The following is a 20,148-nucleotide window of genomic DNA, read 5'->3' as shown; positions in this document are numbered from 1 at the left end:
CGAGCCTACCGTCAGGGTCAGTTGGCGGCCCACAGCGCGGACACGGACAGCCCGACCCGGCCCAGTAGGGACCGCAGCAGCGGCAGGCTGACGCCGATCACGTTCGACGGGTCGCCGTCGATGCCGTCGACGAACCAGCCGCCCAGGCCGTCCAGGGTGAAGCCGCCTGCCACGTGCCACGGCTCCCCGTGATCGACATACGCCCGCAGGTCCGCCTCCGACGGTGTAGCGAAATGCACTGTGGTGCTTAGCGATTCGACTTCACGATGGGTAAAGCGGCCGTCGGTGAGCCGCAGCAGGCAGTGTCCGGTGTGCAACTCGCCGGCGCGGCCACCCATCAGACGCCACTGGCTGATGGCGGCCTCGGCCGATCCGGGCTTCCCGCACAGCCGGCCGTCGATGGAAAGCATCGAATCACAGCCGATGACAACGCAATCGGACGTCAGGCCGGCGTCGAGCTCGCCGGCCACCCGGTCGGCCTTGGCACGGGCCAGGGCGCACACCACGTCGCCCGGGGACGCGTCCGGGCCCAGCGCGGCGGCGACGAGGTCCTCGTCGACGCCGGAGACCACGACCAGCGGATCGACGCCGGCCTGGCGCAACACCTTGAGCCGGCCGGCCGACGCCGACGCCAGCACCAGGCGGGTCAATGCCTCATGTGGGTCATCTGCTGGAACGTGAGCCGCTGATAGTTGGTCATCGCGAAACGCAGCCGGTCCACCGGCAGGCCCCAGCGGGTCCGCTCGGGCTGTTCGGGCTCCGGCACACCGCCGGCGCAGCCCAGCACCGCGACCAGCGCGGCCACCTCCTCGAGGGTGGGCTCACCCTTGAGGATCTGGATGTGCGGCTCGTGCGCCTGCGGCTGCGCGGCCCCGTCGGCCACCGCGTCGTCGGCCTGCACGTCGGTCGTCTCGGTCATAGGGGAATGTTCCCGTGCTTCTTGGGGGGCAGGTGGGAGATCTTGCGTTCCAGCAGCCGCAGCGCCGTGCCGATGTAGCCGCGGGTGTGCGACGGCGGGATGACCGCGTCGACGTAGCCGCGCTCGGCGGCGACGTACGGGTTGACCAGCGTGTCCTCGTACTCCTGCTGCAGCTGCAGGCGCAGCGCGTCGACGTCCTTGCCGTCCTTGGCGGCCTCGCTCAGCTGCTTGCGGTAGACGAACCCGACGGCACCGGAGGCGCCCATCACCGCGATCTGCGCCGACGGCCACGCCAGGTTAACGTCGCAACCCATGTCCTTGGACCCCATGACGCAGTAGGCGCCGCCGTAGGCCTTGCGGGTGATGACGGTGATCTTCGGGACCGTGGCCTCGCCGTAGGCGAACAGCAGCTTGGCGCCGCGGCGGATGATGCCGTTGTACTCCTGGCCGGTGCCCGGCAGGAAGCCCGGGACGTCCACCAGCATGATGATCGGGATGTTGAAGCAGTCGCAGGTCCGGACGAACCGCGCCGCCTTCTCCGAGGCGTTGATGTCCAGGCAGCCGGCGAACTGGGTCGGCTGGTTGGCGACGATCCCGACCGGCCGGCCCTCCACGCGGCCGAACCCGATGACGATGTTCTGCGCGTAACCGCCCTGCACTTCCAAAAACTCGTCGTCGTCGAGGATGCGGGTGATCACCTCGTGCATGTCGTAGGGCTGGTTGGGCGAGTCCGGGATCAGCGTGTCCAGCTCGAGGTCCTCCTCGGTGAGGTTGTCCTCGATGGCGCCCGGGGGATGCGGCCCGGCGTAACGCGGCGCGTCCGTGGCGTTGTTGGGCGGCAAGTAGCTGAGCAGGTCGCGAACCCAGTCGAAGGCGTCCTGCTCGCCGGAGGCGACGTAGTGCAGCGTGCCCGACTTGGCCATGTGGGTGTGGGCGCCGCCCAGCTCCTCCATGGTGACGTCCTCGCCGGTGACGGTCTTGATGACGTCGGGCCCGGTGATGAACATCTGGCTGGTCTGGTCGACCATCACCACGAAGTCGGTCAGGGCGGGGGAGTAGACGTGCCCGCCGGCGGCGGCGCCCATGATCAGCGAGATCTGAGGGATGACGCCGGACGCCAGGATGTTGTTGCGGAAGATCTTGCTGTACAGACCCAGGGAGACGACGCCCTCCTGGATCCGCGCGCCGGCGCCGTCGTTGATGCCGATCAAGGGGCGGCCGGTCTTGATCGCCAGCTCCTGGATCTTGACGATCTTCTCGCCGTACACCTCGCCGAGGCTGCCGCCGAACACCGTGGCGTCCTGGCTGAAGATGCACACGTCGCGGCCGTCGATGGTGCCGTAGCCGGTGATCACGCCGTCGCCCAGCGGGCGGTTGTTCTCCAGGCCGAAGTTCTTGCTGCGGTGCCGGGCCAGCGCGTCGAGCTCCACGAACGAGTCCTCGTCGAGCAGGGCGAGGATGCGTTCACGGGCGGTCAGCTTGCCCTTGGCGTGCACCTTCTCCACGGCCTCTTCGCCCACCGGGTGCAGCGACTCTTCGCGACGCTTGTGCAGCTCGGCCAGCTTGCCGGCGGTGGTGTGGATGTCGATGGAGTGTTCGGCGGCCGGTTCCGCGGTGTGGTCGGTAACGCTCGTCATGGGTGTCGAGCTTAGCGGCGCGGTACTCTCCGCTGATGGACGCCCGCCCGTTGGGAACCGCGGACTGGGCGCAGGAATGCGACGTGCTGGTGGCGGGGTCCGGCGGTGGCGGCATGACCGGCGCGTACACCGCGGCGCGCGAGGGCCTCGACGTCGTGCTGGTCGAGGCGACGTCGAAATTCGGTGGCACCACCGCGTACTCCGGTGGGGGCGGCGTTTGGTTCCCGTGCAACCCCGTCCTGGTCCGCGCCGGCATGGATGACGACACCATCGAGGACGCGCTCACCTATTACCACGCCGTGGTCGGCGACCGCACCCCAAGCGAACTGCAGGAAACCTTCGTCCGCGGCGGCGCGCCGCTGATCGAGTACCTGGACGCCGACCCCAACCTGAAGTTCGTGCCGTTGCCCTGGCCCGACTACTACGGCACGGCGCCCAAGGCTCGCCTGGACGGTCAGCGCCACATCGCGGCCAAGCCGCTGAAGGTGGCCGCCGCCCCCGAATTCCGCGAGGCGATTCGCGGGCCCCTGGACACCGACCGGCTCGGCGCCGAACCGCCGTCCGACTACTACCTCGGGGGTCGCGCCCTGATCGCGCGATTCCTCAAGGCCATCGGGCAGTACCCGACGGCGTCGCTGCGGCTCGACACCGCTTTGGTCGAGCTGGTGGTGTCGGACGGGCGGGTGACCGGAGCGATCGTCGAGACCGCCGGCGGGCGCCGCGGCATCCGCACGCGCAGGGGGGTGCTGCTGGCCGCCGGGGGCTTCGAGGCCAACGAGGAACTGCGCCGGCGCTACGGCGTGCCCGGAACGTCGCGAGACACCATGGGCGGCCCGGGAAGTCGCGGCCTGGCGCTGCAGGCCGGCATCGCCGCAGGCGCCGACACCGACCTCCTGGACCAGGCCTGGTGGTCGCCGGGCATGACCCATCCCGACGGCGGGTCCGCGTTCGCGCTGTGGTTCACCGGCGGCATCTTCGTCAACCAGTCCGGCAACCGGTTCGTCAACGAGTCCCGGGCCTACGACCGGGCCGGCCGCGAGATCATCGCGCAGCTGGCCGACGGGTCGATGACGTTGCCGTACTGGATGATCTACGACGACAAGGAGGGCGAGGTTCCGCCGGTGAAGGCGGCCAACGTCTCCATCGTGGAGACCGGGAAGTACGTCGCCGCCGGCCTGTGGCACACCGCGGACACCCTCGAGGAACTCGCCGCCAAGATCGGCGTGCCGGGGGAGCGGTTGGCGGCGACGGTGGCGCGGTTCAACGGCTTCGCCGCTGCCGGCGTCGACGAGGACTTCGGCCGCGGCGACGAGGCCTTCGACCGCGCCTTCTCGGCGGGCGCATCGCCGCTGGTGCCCATCGACTCGCCGCCGTACCACGCCGCCGCGTTCGGCATCTCCGATCTGGGCACCAAGGGCGGCCTGCGCACCGACGCCGCGGCCCGGGTGCTCGACGCGGCCGGCAATCCCATTCCCGGCCTGTACGCGGCGGGCAACACGATGGCCGCGCCGAGCGGCACCGCCTATCCCGGCGGCGGCAACCCGATCGGAACCAGCATGCTGTTCAGTCATCTGGCCGTGCTGGACATGCGTGACCGCCGGCCCTGAGTTCTAGGCTGGGTGCGGTGACAGAACGAGATCAGCTTCGAGCACCGTTGGACGACAGCGCATTGCGCGCCGAGTTGATCGGCACCGGGCTGGGCTGGCGCAAGCTCGACGTCGTCAAGCAGACCGGCTCCACCAACGCCGACCTGCTGGCGCGCGCGGCGTCGGGCGACGACGTCGCCGGTGCCGTGTTGATCGCCGAGCACCAGACCGCCGGGCGAGGCCGGCACGGCCGCGGCTGGTCGGCCACGCCGCGGGCCCAGATCACCATGTCCGTCGGCGTGAGCGTCGTCGACGTCCCCACCACCGGATGGGGCTGGCTGCCGCTGGCCACCGGGGTGGCGGTGGTGGACACCGTGACACCGCTGCTGGCGGGGACCGGAGCGCAGGCGGGTCTGAAATGGCCCAACGACGTGCTGGCAGGCCCGCCGGATTCGCCGGGCAAGCTGGCCGGCATCCTCGCCGAGGTGGCCAAGCCCGTCGTGGTGATCGGCCTGGGGCTCAACGTGACTCAGTCCGCCGACGAGATCGACGGCCCCGGCGCGACGTCGCTGCTCGACCTGGGCGTGGCCGCGCCCGACCGCACCCAACTGGTGTCGGCGTTGCTGCGGGAGCTGGGCCGGCGGATCGTGGCCTGGCGCGCAGCGCGCGGGGCCGACTGGGCGCTGGCCGCCGATTACCGGGCGCGCAGCCTGACCATCGGCACCCGGGTCCGCGCGCACCTGCCCGGCGGCAAGCAGGTCGACGGGACGGCCACCGCCATCGATGATCAGGGCCGGCTCTGCCTGGACAGCGGCGGGCAGACCGTCGTCGTCGCGGCCGGCGATGTCGTGCATTTGCGCTAGTGGCGATCGCAAGCGCGGCACGAGCCGGGCGCAGCGGGTCGCCACCATCGGCCAAGTGGCGATCGCGAGCGCGGCGAAGCCGGGCGAAGCGGGTCGCCACCATTTGGGCTAGTGGCCCGCGGATTGCCGCGTTGCACAGCTAATGTCGGCGGGCATGGGCTACCCGGATAACGTTCTGGCCGCCGGCGAACACGTCATCGTGCATCGCCACCCGCACTGGAAGCGATTGATCTGGCCGGTGCTCGTCCTCATCCTGGTGACCGGACTGGCCGCGTTCGGCTCCGGATATCTCAACTCGACGCACTGGGAGCAGCTCGCCAAGAACATCATCTACGGCGTCATCTGGGGGATCTGGCTGGTGATCGTGGGCTGGCTGACGCTGTGGCCGTTTTTGAGCTGGCTGACCACCCACTTCGTGGTCACCAACCGGCGGGTGATGTTCCGGCACGGGGTGCTGACCCGCACCGGCATCGACATCCCGCTGGCCCGGATCAACAGCGTGGAATTCCGGGATCGCATCACCGAGCGCATGTTCCGCACCGGGACGCTGATCATCGAGTCGGCGTCACAAGATCCGTTGGAGTTCTATGACATTCCGCGGCTGCGCGAGGTGCACGCGCTGCTGTATCACGAAGTCTTCGACACCCTCGGTTCCGAGGAATCGCCCAGCTGAGTCAGCCGGCTGGCCCGGTTGCGCCAGGCGCGCAGCAGCGTGACGTTGCCGCCCTCGATCTCGTCCTCGAAGATCTCGGCGATACCGCCGGCGGTGAGCGCGGATTCCAGCGCCTTCTCGGGGTCGCGCGCGAACTGGTCGGGGAACACCCAGCGCCGAAACGCCCAGAACCGGAACGCCATCTGCAGCAGGTTGCCGATGAGGTAGGCGGAGATGAAATCGGCGACGTTTTCCACTGCCAGCGACACCATCGGCTCGCGCAACTGCAACACGTAGCTGGAGAACCACAGCGGCGCCATCGAGAGCAAAACCCCCACGCCGCTGAACGCGAAGAACAGCAGCGCCTCGTGGTGGCGCTCGCGCCCGCCGCGATTGCGGAAGCTCCATTCCCGGTTCAGCACGTAGGACGCGATGACCGCCACAATGCCGGCGATCACCTTCGCGGTCACCGGTTTGGGTTCGAGAATTGTCAGCTTCAGCGTGTAGAAAATCGCCGAGTCGATGACGAATGTGGTTCCGCCGACGATGGCGAATTTGATCAGTTCGTGGTGGCGTAGCAAATAGGGCTGCATAACCCTAGGCAGACGCGCGATCGTGGCTTCGGCGAAGGACACAACACGTCAGTCTACGGATGCACACAAATTCGACGCAAAATCGTACATAACAACTCGGTGTCGGCCCCGGTCAACACGCCTTTGGCGCCGGTTTGTTTCGTCGTGACACCATGATGGCCGTGCCGAGTACACGCCCGCCGGGCGCAGCCCCCGTCGCAGCGCCCCGAGCCGTCCCCCGCGTCGTCCCCGTCGTCGCAATGGTCGGTGGCGGTCAGCTGGCCCGGATGACCCACCAGGCGGCGATCGCGCTGGGGCAGTCGCTGCGGGTGCTGGCGACCGCGGCCGACGAGCCGGCCGCGTTGGTCGCGTCCGACGTCGTCATCGGGTCGCACACCGATCTCGACGCGCTGCGCCGGGTGGCCGCGGGCGCCGACGTGCTGACCTTCGACCACGAACACGTGCCGAACGAACTGCTGGAGAAGCTGGTCGCCGAGGGTGTCAACGTGGCGCCGCCGCCACAGGCCCTGGTGCACGCGCAGGACAAGCTCGTCATGCGCCGCCGACTGGAGGCCCTCGGCGTCCCGGTGCCCCGCTATGCCGAGATCCGCAGCGTCGACGAACTCGACGACTTCGCGCGGCGCATCGCCGGGCCCGTGGTGGTCAAAGCGGTCCGCGGCGGTTATGACGGGCGCGGGGTGCGGATGGCGCGCGATCCCTTGCACGCCCGCGAGATCGCGACAGCCTTCCTGGCCGACGGCGTGCCGGTGATGGCCGAGGAGCAGGTGAACCTGCGCCGCGAACTGTCGGCCCTGGTGGCCCGGTCGCCGTTCGGTCAGGGCGCGGCGTGGCCGGTGGTCGAGACCGTGCAACGCGACGGGATCTGCGTGCACGTGATCGCGCCCGCGCCGGAGCTGCCCGGCGAACGGGCCGCCGCCGCGCAGCAGCTGGCGTTGCGGCTGGCCGCCGAGCTCGGCGTGGTCGGGGTGCTCGCGGTCGAGCTCTTCGAGACGGTCGACGGCGCGCTGCTGGTCAACGAGCTCGCGATGCGGCCGCACAACTCGGGGCACTGGACCATGGACGGGTCGCGGACCAGTCAGTTCGAGCAGCACGTGCGCGCGGTGCTGGACTACCCGCTCGGCGACACCGACGCCATCGCGCCGGTGACGGTGATGGCCAACGTGCTGGGCGCACCCGAAGTCCCGCAGATGAGCGTCGACGAGCGGCTGCACCACCTGTTCGCGCGGATGCCCGACGCCCGCGTCCACCTCTACGGCAAGGAAGAACGTCCCGGCCGCAAGGTCGGGCACATCAACTTCGCCGGCTTCGCGCCGGCCGATCGGGAAAACGTGGCGAAGCTGCGGGAACGCGCCGAGCTGGCGGCACACTGGTTGTCACACGGGCAGTGGACGGACGGATGGGATCCACATGACTCCGCCGGCGACGATGCAGAACGAAGTGAGGAGGAGCGGCGCATATGACCCAGCAGCCTCGCGTCGGGGTGATCATGGGCAGCGACAGCGACTGGTCGGTGATGCAGGACGCCGCGGCGGCGCTGGCCGAGTTCGATGTGCCGACCGAGGTCCGGGTCGTCTCCGCGCACCGCACCCCGCAGGTGATGTTCGACTATGCGCGCGACGCGGCGGGGCGCGGCATCGAGGTGATCATCGCCGGGGCCGGGGGAGCCGCGCACCTGCCCGGGATGGTCGCGTCCGCGACGCCGCTGCCGGTGATCGGTGTGCCGGTGCCGCTGGCGCGCCTGGACGGCCTGGACTCGCTGTTGTCGATCGTGCAGATGCCCGCCGGCGTCCCGGTGGCCACGGTCTCCATCGGGGGAGCCCGCAACGCCGGGCTGCTCGCGGTGCGCATCCTCGGCTCGTCCGACCCGGCGTTGCGCGCGCGGATCGTCGCGTTCCAGGAGGAGCTGGCGCGCAGCGTGCGGGCCAAGGATGAGGCGCTGCAAAAGCGTCAAGGTAAAGTTACCGGCGAGTAGTAAGAGGAGGCCGAGATGGCTGGATGGGCCGGAAACCCCGACTTCGATCTGTTCCAACTGCCCGAAGAACACCAGGAGTTGCGCGCCGCGATCCGTGCGCTGGCGGAGAAGGAGATCGCTCCGCACGCCGCCGAGGTGGACGAGAACTCCCGCTTCCCCGAGGAAGCGCTGGAGGCGCTGAACTCGTCCGGGTTCAACGCCGTGCACGTGCCCGAGGAGTACGGCGGGCAGGGTGCCGACTCGGTGGCGGCGTGCATCGTGATCGAGGAGGTCGCCCGCGTCGACACCTCGGCGTCGCTGATTCCCGCGGTGAACAAGCTGGGCACCATGGGGCTGATCCTGCGCGGCTCCGACGAGCTGAAGAAGCAGGTGCTGCCCGCGATCGCGGACGGCACCGCGATGGCGTCCTACGCGCTGAGCGAGCGCGAGGCCGGCAGCGACGCGGCGTCCATGCGGACCCGGGCGAAGGCCGACGGGGACGACTGGATCCTCAACGGCGCCAAGTGCTGGATCACCAACGGCGGCAAGTCGAGCTGGTACACGGTGATGGCCGTGACCGATCCGGACAAGGGCGCCAACGGCATCTCGGCATTCATGGTGCACAACGACGACGAGGGCTTCACCGTGGGGCCCAAGGAAAAGAAGCTCGGCATCAAGGGCTCACCGACCACCGAGCTCTACTTCGAGAACTGCCGCATCCCGGGCGACCGGATCATCGGCGACCCCGGCACCGGCTTCAAGACCGCGCTGGCGACCCTCGACCACACCCGGCCCACCATCGGCGCCCAGGCCGTCGGCATCGCGCAGGGCGCATTGGATGCGGCCATCGCATACACCAAGGACCGCAAGCAGTTCGGCCGTCCGGTCAGCGACAACCAGGGCGTGCAGTTCATGCTCGCCGACATGGCCATGAAGGTCGAGTCCGCCCGGCTGATGGTGTACCACGCCGCCGCCCGCGCCGAGCGCGGCGAATCCCACCTGGGCTTCATCTCCGCGGCGTCCAAGTGCCTGGCCTCCGACGTCGCGATGGAAGTGACCACCGACGCGGTGCAGCTCTTCGGCGGCGCCGGCTACACCATCGACTTCCCGGTCGAGCGGATGATGCGGGACGCCAAGATCACTCAGATCTACGAGGGCACCAATCAGATTCAGCGCGTGGTGATGTCGCGGGCGCTGCTGCGCTGATCGTTTTCCGGCGGTTCGTTTAGAAAAGCTAAGCGGCAACGAATAAGATGTCCCACGGCAATCATTCGGTGCCCTAACGTCACACGTAGAGTCGGCGTTGACGCGCCGGAGCTAACCGAGTCGGAACGTCGCCACGCCAGCGCAGGGTCTTACCGACGGCCAGGGGGTCACAGTGGAGAACGCGGATTCCCCTGCCCGGCGCGCGGCGACCGGGATTTGATGCCCGTGCGCGCTCCAGTCACCCCGGCGGCGAGTTGGCAGTCAATGTCGTTGCTGTTGGTCGAGGACGATCGCGCCGACGCGGTGCTGGTGGAAGACCTGATCACCGACGCGGTCACCGACATCCGGGTGGTGTGGGCGCAGTCGATGGCGCACGCCGAACGCGAGCTGGAGTCCGCCCGCCCCGACTGCGTGCTGCTGGACCTGCACCTGCCCGACGCAAGTGGAATCGACGCGCTGAACCGCATCGCCAACCTCGACGCCACCGTGCCGATCGTGGTGCTGACAGGACTGAACGACGAGTTCTTCGGGGCGTCGGCCGTGGCCGCCGGTGCCCAGGACTATCTGGTCAAGGGCCGGGTCGAGCCCGAAATGCTGCGCCGCGCACTGCTGTACGCAATCGAGCGCAAGCGCGCCGAGCTCATCGCCGCCGACCTGCACGCCACCAAGCTGCGGGCCCGGGAGAACGCGCTGCTGGAACGCGGCCTGCTGCCCTCGCCGCTGCTGCTGGACAACCCGGGCGTCGACATCGTCGCCCGGTACCGGCCGAGCCGCGAGGACGCGCTGCTGTGCGGTGACTTCTACGACGTCGTCCAGACGCCCGACCGGGTGGTGCACGTGCTGATCGGCGACGTCGCCGGACACGGCCCGCACGAGGCCGCGCTGGGTGCGGCATTACGGATCGCGTTCCGCGCGCTCACCTTTGCCGGTGTGCACGGCGTCGAACTGATGCGGCAACTCGAACGGGTCCTGTATTCGGAACGAACCGACACCGGAATCTTCGCGACCGTGCTCAGCCTGGAGATTTCGCCCGACAGCCCGCGCGTCAGCGTCATCCGCGCCGGGCACCCGCCGATGTTGGTGCAGGCCGGCGGAACCGTGCAGTGGCTCGAGCCGGCGGGTGGTCCGGCGCTGGGCCTGCACACCGGCGACTGGCCGTCCGAGGAGCTGGAGCTGCCCGCCGGGCACGCCCTACTGTTGCTGACCGACGGACTCTTCGAGGGTTATTCGGGCGAGGGCACGCAACGCCTGGGCGAGGACGGCCTGCTCGCCCTGGCCCGCGCGCATGCCGATCGGTCCGGCCCCGCGTTCGTCGACGCGCTCATCAACGGCGCCCAGCAACTCGCCCAGCCCCGCGGCGGTTTGACCGACGACATCGCCGTCCTGCGCGTCGAGAGGACTTCCACGTGATCCCATCGCGTCCGCTTCGGCTCACGGAGCTCACCGTGCGGGGATGGTTGGCGTTGGTGCTGTGGATCATGGGCGCGACCGTGCTCGTCGGGGCGCTGGTCGGCGCCGTGTTGCTGCATCGCACCGACGAGGTGACGCGCCAGATGGCCCAGGACATCCAGCCGGCGCGCGTCGCCGCGGCGCGCCTGCAGGCGGCGCTGCGCGATCAGGAGACGGGCATGCGCGGCTACCTGATGTCCGCCGACCGGCAGTTCCTCGCGCCGTATTACGACGGACAGCGCGCCGAACAGGCTGCGGCCGACGAGATTCGGCGTCTGGTGGGCGGGCGCACGGAGCTGATGGCCGATTTGGACGCGGTGGAAGCCGCCGCCGCCGACTGGCGGACGAACTACGCCGAGCCGTTGATTTCCAACGTGGCCCCCAAGACGCCGAGCTACATCAGCCCCCGCACTGCCGACACCGGCAAGAGCAAATTCGACCATCTCCGTGAGCTTTTCGATACGCAGAACACGCATCTGACGGCGGCCACTGCGGCTGCCACCGACTCGCTCAACGCGATCAACGGCTGGCGCGACTGGGTGCTGGGCGCCACGGCGCTCATCGTGATCGGGACCGCCCTGGTGCTGGGGCTGCTCAGTCGCGCGGCGATCACCCGGCCGATCGCGGCGCTGGCCGCGGCCTGCCGGCGCATCACCCAGGGCAGCTTCGAGGAGACGATCCCACTTCCGCGGCGGCCCAAGGACATTCGCAACATGGCGATCGACGTGGAGAACATGCGCAAGCGCATCGTCGACGAGCTCGAGGTGTCGCAGTCGGCGCAGGCGCAACTGGATGAACAGGCCGCCGAATTACGCCGATCCAACACCGAACTCGAGCAGTTTGCCTACGTCGCATCGCACGATCTGCAGGAACCGCTGCGCAAGGTCGCGTCCTTCTGCCAGCTGCTGGAAAGGCGCTACGGCGACCAGCTCGACGAGCGCGGCATCGAATACATCGGATTCGCGGTCGACGGCGCCAAGCGCATGCAGGCGCTGATCAACGACCTGCTTACCTTCTCGCGGGTCGGCCGGCTGGGCACCACGGAAACCGAGGTGCAACTCGACGCGACCCTCGACGCCGGCCTGGCGAACCTGGCCACCGCGATCGAGGAGACCGAGGCGCAGATCGTGCGCCCGCAGCAGCCGCTGCCGCAGATCATCGGGGATCCGATGCTGTTGACGATGCTGTGGCAGAACCTGATCGGCAACGCGATCAAGTTCCGGCACAAGGATCGCCGGCCCCGCATCGTCATCGAATGCGAGCCCGGCACCGGAAGCCGTGACGGCGAATGGCTGCTGAGCGTGGCGGACAACGGCATCGGTATCCCGGAGGAATTCTCCGACAAGGTCTTCGTGATCTTTCAGCGGCTGCACGGCCGCGACGTGTACGCCGGAACCGGAGTCGGCCTGGCACTGGTCAAGAAGATCATCGAGCACCACGGCGGCACCGTCCGGATCGACACGTCCTACACCGATGGGACCCGATTCGAATTGACCCTGCCCGGTCCCAGACCCGTCGACGAAGCAGACCCGGTCGCTTTGGAAGGAGCGCATCAATGACGACAACAGAAGGCAGAGCAATCGACATCCTGCTCGTCGAGGACGACCCGGGCGACGAGCTCATCACCCGAGAAGCGTTCGAGCACAACAAGCTCAAGAACAGGCTCCATGTCGCACACGACGGGGAGGAAGGACTCAATTACCTTTACCGGCGCGGTGAGTTCGCCGACGCGCCGCGGCCCGACCTCATCCTGCTCGACCTGAACCTGCCCAAATACGACGGGCGCCAGCTGCTGGAGAAGGTCAAGTCCGACCCCGACCTGGCGCGCATCCCGGTCGTGGTGCTCACCACCTCCTCGGCGGAGGAAGACATCCTCAAGAGCTACAAGCTGCACGCGAATGCCTACGTCACCAAACCCGTTGACCTGGACCAGTTCATGAAGGCCGTCCGGCAGATCGACGAGTTCTTCGTTCAAGTGGTGCGGCTGCCGGGCTCTCAGTGATTTGCGGATTCGGAATGCCGCCGCGATAGCCAGGTGATCCACCGCCCAGCGATGATCAGCAGCAGCAAAAAAACGATCAGCAAGAAGGCCGCGTCATAGGACAGGTCTTGCGCCGTCTTCGACGGCAGGTTGTAGAACGTCCAGATCGGATAGGTCAGGTAACCGACCTGCGAATGGGTGAGCTGTCCTGTCGGAAGGGAATTCGACCATCCCGCCGTGTACAGCATCGGCGCAGTCTCACCGATCACCAACGCGATCGCCAGCAGCAAGCCCGTGACGATTCCGGGCAACGCCGACTTCAGCACGATCTTGCGCAGCGTCCAACTGACCGGCAGCCCGAGTGCCTCGGCGGCTTCCCGGTACGACGTCGGTACCTGACCGAGGGCGGACTCCGTGGCCTTAGCGATGTACGGGATGCTCAGAACCGACAGCGTCAGCACCCCGGCCGCCAGCGAAAACCCCCAGTCGAAGTTGACCACCAGCGCCAGATAGCCGACGTAACCGAGCACGATGGATGGGATACCGGACAGCACCTCGTAGGCGCCGCGCAAGATCGATCGCTTTCTACCGGTTGCGAATTCGGATAGATAGATCCCGGTCAACACGCTGACGATCCCGCCCACCAGCGTGACCCCGAGGCAAAGGACAACGGTCCCGACGATCGCGTTGCGCAGCCCGCCGCCGTTACCCTGCGTATCCTGCACCAGCACGCTGAAGTGAAACACCGGCACCGCGCGGGCGACGACTCCGACCAGCATCCACAACGTCGGGCCGACCACCACAGCCAAACAACAGAAGCAGGCCGTCCAGAACAGCGCGTTGGTGGTTTTGCGCCGCACGCGTACAGACCGCCGTGGACTCATTTCACACCCCTCGTCCCACCGGCAGTGCTCTACCGGACGCCCGGCGCACCAGCGCGCGTGCGGCCACGTTGGTCAACAACGTGATCACCAGAAGCACCAGGGAAACCTCGGCAAGCGTTTTCACCGCGAAGTTGGTGGAATCGGTCATCGCAGAATCCAGTTGGGAGACAACGGTGGCAGCAATGGTGGTCATGGTCGAGTAGATATTTCTGGGCATCGCACCCAGCTCCGCACCCGACACCATGGCGACGGCCATCGTCTCTCCTAGCGCGCGCCCGAGTCCCAGGACCACCGAGCCGATGATGCCGCTGGACACCCACGGCAGGGTGACCCGGCGCGCGCACTCCCAGTCGGACATCCCCAGCGCGGCGGCGCCCTCCCGGGGCAGCAACGGAACTCCTCGGAACAGGTCGCGACAGGTGCTGGCGATGATCGGGATGATCATCACCGCCAGAACCAGACCGGACACCAGCATGCCCTCGCCGTTGCCGGTGTTGCCGCGAAAGTAGTTCAGCACCGGCACATCCGGAGCGTTGCGGGCGATCACCGGGGCGATGTGGTGGGCGACGAACGGCCCGAAGGTCATCGCACCCCACAGGCCAACCACGACGCTGGGGATGCCGGCCAGCAATTCAAGCACCATGCCGACGGCCGAGGCGAGGCGTCCCGGCAGCCTTTCGACGATCGCGAACGCCGCGCCGACGGACACCGGCACCGCGATGATCAACGCGATCGCGGAGCTCGCGAGGGTGCCGACGATGAGCGGCAGTGCGCCGTATTCGGCGCCGAGTGGATGCGAGACACCATGGGTCACAGCGTTTGTGCCGTACAGGTTGCCCGGGTTCCATTCCGTGCCGGTCAAGAAGTGCAGCCCGTTGACCCTGATCGCGCCCGCGGCCTCGATGGCGAGCGTGGCCAGCACGGCGACCAGCGCGAGAAGCGGGAGCACCGAACTTATCCCACCGGCCCACCGCACGGCGAGGCCCGCGCGGTGGACGCTACGGAGGCGGCCCCGCATGCGCGCGAGGATGGCCGGACGGTCGGGTGCCCGCTGGTGCACCGAGGTCGTCACTGCGGCCGCTCAGCTGCTGATCTGGGCGATCTGCGCGTCGGACAACTTCACCAGCGAAGCCGGCAGCGGCTGGAAGTGGACCGCGTTCAGGAATGACGCGTTGCTCCCGTCGGTCACCGCCCAGTGCAGGAACGATTGCAGCGTCTGCGCGGTGGCCGCGTCCTTCTGGTTGTTGTAGACGATGGCGTACTCGTAGTAGACGATCGGGTAGCCGTCCGCGGCCGGGCCGTTGATCAGCGAGATGGCCTGGTTCGCCGGGGTCTGCGCGGCGAAGCCGCTGGCTTCGGCCTGAACACCCTGGGCGTCGGGCAGCAGGTAGTTCCCCGACGCATTGCCCAACTGGGCTTCGCCCAGCCCCTTCTGGGTGGCCTGGTCGAGGTAGCTGCTGCCGATGTACGCGACGCAGCCGGGGGTGTCGGCGCAGCCGGTCACCATCCCGCCGGCACCGTTCTCGCCCAGGGCTCCCGGCACCGCGGGGAAGTCGACGGTGGTGCCGAAGCCGGGCGATTTACCCCAGCCGTCGGGGTCCTGCTTCGACAGGTACTGGGTGAACACGAAGGTGTCGCCTGCTCCGTCGGAACGGTGCAGCGGGACCACCGGGGTGGCCGGCAGGTTCACCCCGGGGTTCAGCGCGGCGATCTGCGGGTCGTTCCAGGTCTTGATCTTGCCCTCGTACATGGCCGCAAGCACCTTGCCGTTCAGTTTGAGGTGCTCGGTGAGACCCGGCAGGTTGTAGTTGACCTGCTCGGCCGAAATGGCCAGCGCGATGTTCATCAGCCCTTTGTGTGCCTTCATATCGCCCTCGGACAGGTAAGCGCCCGAGGCGCCGATGTCGACGGCGCGGGCAGCGGCCTGCGAGATCCCGGCACCCGAGCCGGTCGCACCGGTCGTGATCGAGACGTTGGGGTATTTCGCGTGATAGGCCGCAACCCATTGGTTCATCAGCGGATACAGCTCGGTGGCACCGGTCTCCGTCAACGCGAGGTTGTTACTCGCGGGCGTGGTCGCGGGGCTACCGTTGCCGGCGCCGGGGCTCGATTGACCGCCCGTTTTGTTCGAACCGCAGGCGGCCGCGGACAGGACCAGTGGCACGGTGGCGGAAAGAGCCAACAACATTCGCAAACGATTTTTCACGGTCCTTGCCCTTCTCTTTTGTGTCGCTCCCTCAGGTGGCGCTGTCCGCCCCGACGACGACGCCGAGGAGCCTGCGGTCGCCGAACAGTCCGGATACGTAGCGGACGGTTTCTGCATGCTTCGGCGACAGGAAGAGCTGTTCGGTGGGCCCCTCCTCGACCAGCCTGCCGTCGAAGAACAGGGCCGTCCGGTCACCGATCCGGGCGGCCTGGGCGAGGTCATGGGTCACCATGACCACGGTCAGGTGGCTGGCGAGCGATCGGATGAGGCCTTCGATGTTCTCGGTGGTGGCCGGGTCCAGCGAGGAGGTGGGCTCGTCGAGCAGCAGCACCTCTGGGTTCACCGCGAGCGTGCGGGCCAGGCACAACAACTGCTGCTGACCGCCGGAGAGCCGGAACGGCGAATCACCGAGCCGGTCCTTGACCGCATCCCAGAGGCCGACCTCGGTGAGCCGGGCCTCGGCGACCGCCCGGAATTCCTTTCGCGGCACCAATTTGTGGGCACGCACGCCGGCGAGCACGTTGTCGATGATCGACATCGGAAACGGATTGGGGCGCTGGAACAGCATGCCGACCCTGCGGCGAAACTCCATGAGGTCGCGGTCTTTGAAGATGCTGCGTCCGCCAAGCAGAACGTCGCCCTCGTGGCGGTACCCGGAGACCTTGTCGTTCATCCGGTTCAGGGTGCGCAAGAAGGTCGTCTTGCCCGAGCCCGTCGGGCCGAGCAGAGAGGTGACCGCGCGCGCGGGAAATGTCAGGCTCACGTCCTCGAGCACGGTTTTGCCGCCGAAGCCCAGGGTGAGATTCACTGCTTCGATCACCGGAACGGCGGCATCGGCACCCATGGCATCGGTTTCTGCTTTGAGCTGTAAACGGTCCATCTAGGGCCGATGGTACTGGTGTCCGGACTGCCCACGCCGGGGCTCAGTTCAGACTCTGTCAATCTTCCAAGGTGCTACTCATCGAGCTCTCAGCTCTACAAATTTTGTACAGCTACGTTTGTAGATTCACGGTTTGTTCACTAGTTCGGTAACCGCTACGCATCGGGTAGCGAAGCGCGCCGCTACGGTCCGCTTCGGTGGCAGAGTGAGTATTGGGTCCGGAGAATCTTCAGAGGAGTTCCGTGAGATTCAACCGAGGTGTGAGCACGCTCAGCCTGCTGACCGCGTGCGCACTGGTGGTATCGGGGTGCGGCGGCGATTCCGGCACCTCGGCGTCGGCGGTGCAGTGCGGCGGCAAGAAGGTCCTGCACGCCAGCGGCGCGACCGCGCAAGAGAACGCGATATCGCAATTCGTCTATGCGTATGTCCGTGCCTGCCCCGGTTACACGCTGGACTACAACGCAAACGGCTCGGGAAAAGGCGTTGATGATTTCGTCAGCAACGTGACGGATCTCGCGGGATCCGGCGTGGCGCTGGACCCGTCGAAGGGTGAGCCCGAACGAGCTACGGCGCGCTGTGGCTCGCCGGCCTGGGACCTACCGGCGGTGTTCGAACCGATCGCGGTCACCTACAACCTCAACGGCGTCAATCCGCTGAAACTCGATGCGCCGACATTGGCAAAGATTTTCAACGGCGGCATCACCAAATGGGATGACCCGGCGATCAAGGGCCTCAACGGGGGCATCAACCTGCCATCAGTGCCGATTCACGTCATCTACCGCAGCGACAAGTCCGCCAACTCGGCCAACTTCCAGCAATATCTCGACGCCGCGTCCAACGGCGCCTGGGGCAAAGGCGACGGCGAGAAGTTCAACGGCGGCGTCGGTGACGGGGCCGTCGGGGACGAGGGCTCGTCGGGAGCGGTGCAGAGCACCGACGGGTCGATCACCTACAACGAGTGGTCGTTCGCGGTGGGCAAACAGCTGAGCATGGCCCAGATCATCACCTCGGCGGGTCCGGATCCGGTGTCGATCACCTCCGACTCGGTCGGCAAGACAATCGGCGGGGCCCGGTTCAAGGGCCAGGGCAACGACTTGGTGCTGGACACTTCGTCGTTCTATAAGCCGACGCAATCGGGTGCCTACCCGATCGTGGAGCCGACGTACGAGATCGTCTGCTCGAAATACCCGGATGCCGCGACCGGTGTGGCCGTAAAGGCATTTATGCAGGCCGCGATCGGCCCGGGCCAGGACGGGCTGGACCAGTACGGATCCATTCCGCTGCCGAGCTCGTTCCAATCGAAACTGGCGACAGCGGTGAACGCGATTGCTTGATCGGATGAAGGGAGCTCGGCGGTGAGGCAAAGCGAGCCGGATACGCGGGTGGGGTCGCAGTTCGGGCCTTACCGGCTGCTGCGGCTGCTGGGCCGCGGTGGCATGGGTGAGGTCTACGAGGCGGAGGACACCCGAAAACATCGGGTGGTGGCGTTGAAGCTGATATCGCCGCAATTCTCCGGCGACCCGATGTTTCGGGCGAGGATGCAGCGCGAGGCAGACGCGGCGGGCCGGCTGACCGAGCCACACGTGGTGCCCATCCACGACTACGGCGAGATCGACGGCCTGCTGTATCTGGACATGCGCCTGATCGACGGAATCGACCTGTCCACGCTGCTGAAACGGTTCGGCGCGTTGAGCCCGCCGCGCGCGGTGGCCATCGTGCGCCAGGTCGCCGCCGCACTGGATGCCGCCCACTCCAGCGGAGTGACCCACCGGGACGTCAAGCCGGAGAACATCCTCATCACGCGCGATGATTTCGCTTATCTGGTGGATTTCGGTATCGCCCGCGCCGCCGCCGACCCGCAGCTGACCCAGACCGGCGTCGCAATGGGCAGTTACCACTACATGGCCCCGGAGCGGTTCACCGACCACGAGGTCACCTATCGCGCTGATATCTATTCGCTGACGTGCGTGTTGCTCGAATGTTTGACCGGGTCGCCGCCGTATCGGACCACCAGCATCGAACGGGCGGTTGCCGCGCACTTGACGGAGCCCGCCCCGCGCCCCAGCCAACTACGACCGGGGAGCATTCCGGCGGCGCTGGACGAGGTGATCGCCCGGGGCATGGCCAAGAGCCCCGAGGAGCGCTACCGCAGCGCCGGTGAGCTTGCCGCCGCCGCCAACGATGCACTGACCGGAGCCCAGCAGCTGCAGGCCAACACGATTCTGCGCGACGGGGAAAGCGCGATCATGCACCCGAACGCAAACGATCATCGTTCGGTACGCGCATCGGACCCTTCGGTCCCGTCGCCCGCCGCCGATACCGTGGCGGGTCCGCTGCCCGCGGGTGTAACCGGTGCCAGCAGCGGCCGATCCGGCCCGGGGCCCTCGATGATCCGCGCGGCGCCTACCGGGTCCGGGCACGCTCAGGGGCCCGGACCGGACTTCAGGCGTCCCGTTGTGCCGAACGACGGCAAGCGAAGGCAGTGGATCATTGTCGGCGCCGTCGCTCTCGTCGCTCTCGTCGCCTTCGTCGTGGCGGTCATCGGTTACCTGTCCACGCAGCCCTCGACGCCGGCGTCGGGACAAACGGTGCTGCCGTTCAACGGCATCGACTTCCGCCTGTCGCCCGGCGGGGTGGCGCTGAACAAGGCCGGCGACGTGTTCGTCACCAACCAGGGCATGTACGGGCGGGTGGTGGAGTTGGCGTCCGGGTCCAGCACTGCCACGGTGCTGCCGTTCACCGGCCTGTACCAACCTCAGGGCCTGGCCGTGGATAGCGCCGGCGCCGTGTACGTCGCCGACTTCAACAACCGGGTGGTGAAGTTGGCGGCGGGGTCGAACAGTCAGACCGTGCTCCCGTTTTCGGGTCTCAACTACCCCGAAGGTGTCGCGGTGGACACCCAGAACAGCGTCTACGTCGCCGACCGGGGCAACAGCAGGGTGGTGAAGTTGGCGTCCGGGTCCAGCACCCAGGACGTGCTGCCGTTCACCGGACTCAAGAACCCCGATGGGGTGGCGGTGGACACCGCCGGCAACGTTTATGTCACCGACACCGACAACAACCGGGTGCTGGAGTTGGCGGCCGGGGCGACCGCCCAGACCGTGCTGCCGTTCACCGGGGTCTCGGTTCCATGGGGTATCGCGGTCGACGGTGCGGGCAACGTCTACGTCACCGAACACGACAGCAACAAGGTGATGAAGTTGGCCGCGGGGTCGAACACCCCGTCGGAGCTGAATTTCACCGGCCTCAACACTCCGTTGGACGTAACGGTGGACAACGCGGGGAACGTCTACGTCGCAGACCGCGGCAACGACCGGGTGGTCAAGCTGAGGCCGTGACGC

The 20,148-nt window shown here is 67.6% G+C and carries 19 protein-coding genes; 11 read left to right on the top strand and 8 right to left on the bottom strand.

Features of this window, described 5'->3' with window-relative positions; genetic code table 11:
* Positions 1 to 17: 17 nt before the first annotated feature.
* Genes MTY59_RS02280 through MTY59_RS02270 form a run of 3 tightly spaced genes read right to left on the bottom strand, consistent with a single transcriptional unit; the run spans position 18 to position 2,556 of the window.
* Positions 18 to 650, bottom strand: a complete 633-nt coding sequence (locus MTY59_RS02280) for a Maf family protein (RefSeq protein WP_221044237.1) — start codon at positions 648 to 650, stop codon at positions 18 to 20.
* The gene (locus MTY59_RS02275) at positions 647 to 919 is read right to left on the bottom strand and encodes an acyl-CoA carboxylase subunit epsilon (protein WP_250160699.1); all 273 of its coding nucleotides are present in this window, start codon (positions 917 to 919) and stop codon (positions 647 to 649) included. The genes MTY59_RS02280 and MTY59_RS02275 overlap by 4 nt, the downstream gene beginning before the upstream one ends.
* Positions 916 to 2,556, bottom strand: a complete 1,641-nt coding sequence (locus tag MTY59_RS02270) for an acyl-CoA carboxylase subunit beta (RefSeq protein WP_221044236.1) — start codon at positions 2,554 to 2,556, stop codon at positions 916 to 918. Before MTY59_RS02270 ends, MTY59_RS02275 begins: the two co-directional genes overlap by 4 nt.
* Positions 2,557 to 2,591: 35 nt before the next feature.
* On the opposite strand from MTY59_RS02270, the gene MTY59_RS02265 reads away from it, so the two are divergent.
* The 3 genes from MTY59_RS02265 (at position 2,592) to MTY59_RS02250 (ending at position 5,678) form a co-directional block, all read left to right on the top strand.
* Positions 2,592 to 4,163 carry an FAD-binding protein gene (locus MTY59_RS02265; protein ID WP_221044235.1) on the top strand — a complete coding sequence of 524 codons (1,572 nt, stop codon included), beginning with the start codon at positions 2,592 to 2,594 and terminating at the stop codon, positions 4,161 to 4,163.
* Between the two features lie 17 nt (positions 4,164 to 4,180).
* Positions 4,181 to 5,005, top strand: coding sequence for a biotin--[acetyl-CoA-carboxylase] ligase (locus MTY59_RS02260; RefSeq protein WP_221044234.1), 825 nt, complete (start codon positions 4,181 to 4,183; stop codon positions 5,003 to 5,005).
* A gap of 154 nt (positions 5,006 to 5,159) precedes the next feature.
* Entirely contained in the window at positions 5,160 to 5,678 is a 519-nt protein-coding gene (locus MTY59_RS02250) for a PH domain-containing protein (RefSeq protein ID WP_064954825.1), read from the top strand.
* Here the strand turns inward: MTY59_RS02250 and MTY59_RS02245 are convergent.
* Complete coding sequence (locus tag MTY59_RS02245; protein WP_221044233.1) at positions 5,633 to 6,292, bottom strand: GtrA family protein; 660 nt, start codon at positions 6,290 to 6,292, stop codon at positions 5,633 to 5,635. The genes MTY59_RS02250 and MTY59_RS02245 overlap by 46 nt on opposite strands.
* A 110-nt stretch (positions 6,293 to 6,402) precedes the next feature.
* Between MTY59_RS02245 and MTY59_RS02240 the strand changes: the two genes are divergently transcribed.
* The 6 genes from MTY59_RS02240 (at position 6,403) to MTY59_RS02215 (ending at position 12,858) form a co-directional block, all read left to right on the top strand.
* Positions 6,403 to 7,710 (top strand): 5-(carboxyamino)imidazole ribonucleotide synthase, encoded by a 1,308-nt coding sequence (locus tag MTY59_RS02240; RefSeq protein WP_415822730.1) that lies wholly within the window; start codon positions 6,403 to 6,405, stop codon positions 7,708 to 7,710.
* Positions 7,707 to 8,222, top strand: coding sequence for a 5-(carboxyamino)imidazole ribonucleotide mutase (purE, locus tag MTY59_RS02235; RefSeq protein WP_221044232.1), 516 nt, complete (start codon positions 7,707 to 7,709; stop codon positions 8,220 to 8,222). The genes MTY59_RS02240 and purE overlap by 4 nt, the downstream gene beginning before the upstream one ends.
* A gap of 15 nt (positions 8,223 to 8,237) precedes the next feature.
* Complete coding sequence (locus tag MTY59_RS02230) at positions 8,238 to 9,407, top strand: acyl-CoA dehydrogenase (protein ID WP_221044231.1); 1,170 nt, start codon at positions 8,238 to 8,240, stop codon at positions 9,405 to 9,407.
* Positions 9,408 to 9,671: 264 nt separating this feature from the next.
* Positions 9,672 to 10,817 (top strand): PP2C family protein-serine/threonine phosphatase, encoded by a 1,146-nt coding sequence (locus MTY59_RS02225; RefSeq protein ID WP_221044230.1) that lies wholly within the window; start codon positions 9,672 to 9,674, stop codon positions 10,815 to 10,817.
* Positions 10,818 to 10,885: 68 nt separating this feature from the next.
* On the top strand, positions 10,886 to 12,415 hold the full coding sequence (locus MTY59_RS02220) for a sensor histidine kinase (protein WP_415822746.1): 1,530 nt from the start codon (positions 10,886 to 10,888) through the stop codon (positions 12,413 to 12,415).
* On the top strand, positions 12,412 to 12,858 hold the full coding sequence (locus MTY59_RS02215; RefSeq protein ID WP_221044228.1) for a response regulator: 447 nt from the start codon (positions 12,412 to 12,414) through the stop codon (positions 12,856 to 12,858). The genes MTY59_RS02220 and MTY59_RS02215 overlap by 4 nt, the downstream gene beginning before the upstream one ends.
* Here MTY59_RS02215 and pstA read toward each other — a convergent pair.
* The 4 genes from pstA to MTY59_RS02195 all read right to left on the bottom strand — a co-directional run bounded on the left by pstA (position 12,852) and on the right by MTY59_RS02195 (position 16,807).
* On the bottom strand, positions 12,852 to 13,721 hold the full coding sequence (pstA, locus tag MTY59_RS02210; RefSeq protein ID WP_221044227.1) for a phosphate ABC transporter permease PstA: 870 nt from the start codon (positions 13,719 to 13,721) through the stop codon (positions 12,852 to 12,854). The two genes, MTY59_RS02215 and pstA, sit on opposite strands and share 7 nt — an antisense overlap.
* Position 13,722: 1 nt before the next feature.
* The gene (pstC, locus tag MTY59_RS02205; RefSeq protein WP_221044226.1) at positions 13,723 to 14,739 is read right to left on the bottom strand and encodes a phosphate ABC transporter permease subunit PstC; all 1,017 of its coding nucleotides are present in this window, start codon (positions 14,737 to 14,739) and stop codon (positions 13,723 to 13,725) included.
* 63 nt (positions 14,740 to 14,802) lie between these two features.
* Positions 14,803 to 15,927, bottom strand: a complete 1,125-nt coding sequence (gene pstS, locus MTY59_RS02200; RefSeq protein WP_221044225.1) for a phosphate ABC transporter substrate-binding protein PstS — start codon at positions 15,925 to 15,927, stop codon at positions 14,803 to 14,805.
* A gap of 31 nt (positions 15,928 to 15,958) precedes the next feature.
* Entirely contained in the window at positions 15,959 to 16,807 is an 849-nt protein-coding gene (locus MTY59_RS02195; RefSeq protein WP_221044224.1) for an ATP-binding cassette domain-containing protein, read from the bottom strand.
* Positions 16,808 to 17,049: 242 nt separating this feature from the next.
* Between MTY59_RS02195 and pstS (MTY59_RS02190) the strand changes: the two genes are divergently transcribed.
* The gene (gene pstS, locus MTY59_RS02190) at positions 17,050 to 18,141 is read left to right on the top strand and encodes a phosphate ABC transporter substrate-binding protein PstS (RefSeq protein ID WP_221044223.1); all 1,092 of its coding nucleotides are present in this window, start codon (positions 17,050 to 17,052) and stop codon (positions 18,139 to 18,141) included.
* Between the two features lie 21 nt (positions 18,142 to 18,162).
* Positions 18,163 to 20,145, top strand: coding sequence for a serine/threonine-protein kinase PknD (locus tag MTY59_RS02185; protein ID WP_221044222.1), 1,983 nt, complete (start codon positions 18,163 to 18,165; stop codon positions 20,143 to 20,145).
* Positions 20,146 to 20,148: the final 3 nt, after the last annotated feature.

The sequence above is a fragment of the Mycobacterium senriense genome, assembly GCF_019668465.1.
In the GTDB taxonomy this organism is placed as follows: Bacteria; Actinomycetota; Actinomycetes; order Mycobacteriales; family Mycobacteriaceae; genus Mycobacterium; species Mycobacterium senriense.
This window is presented reverse-complemented; position numbering and strand designations above follow the sequence as displayed.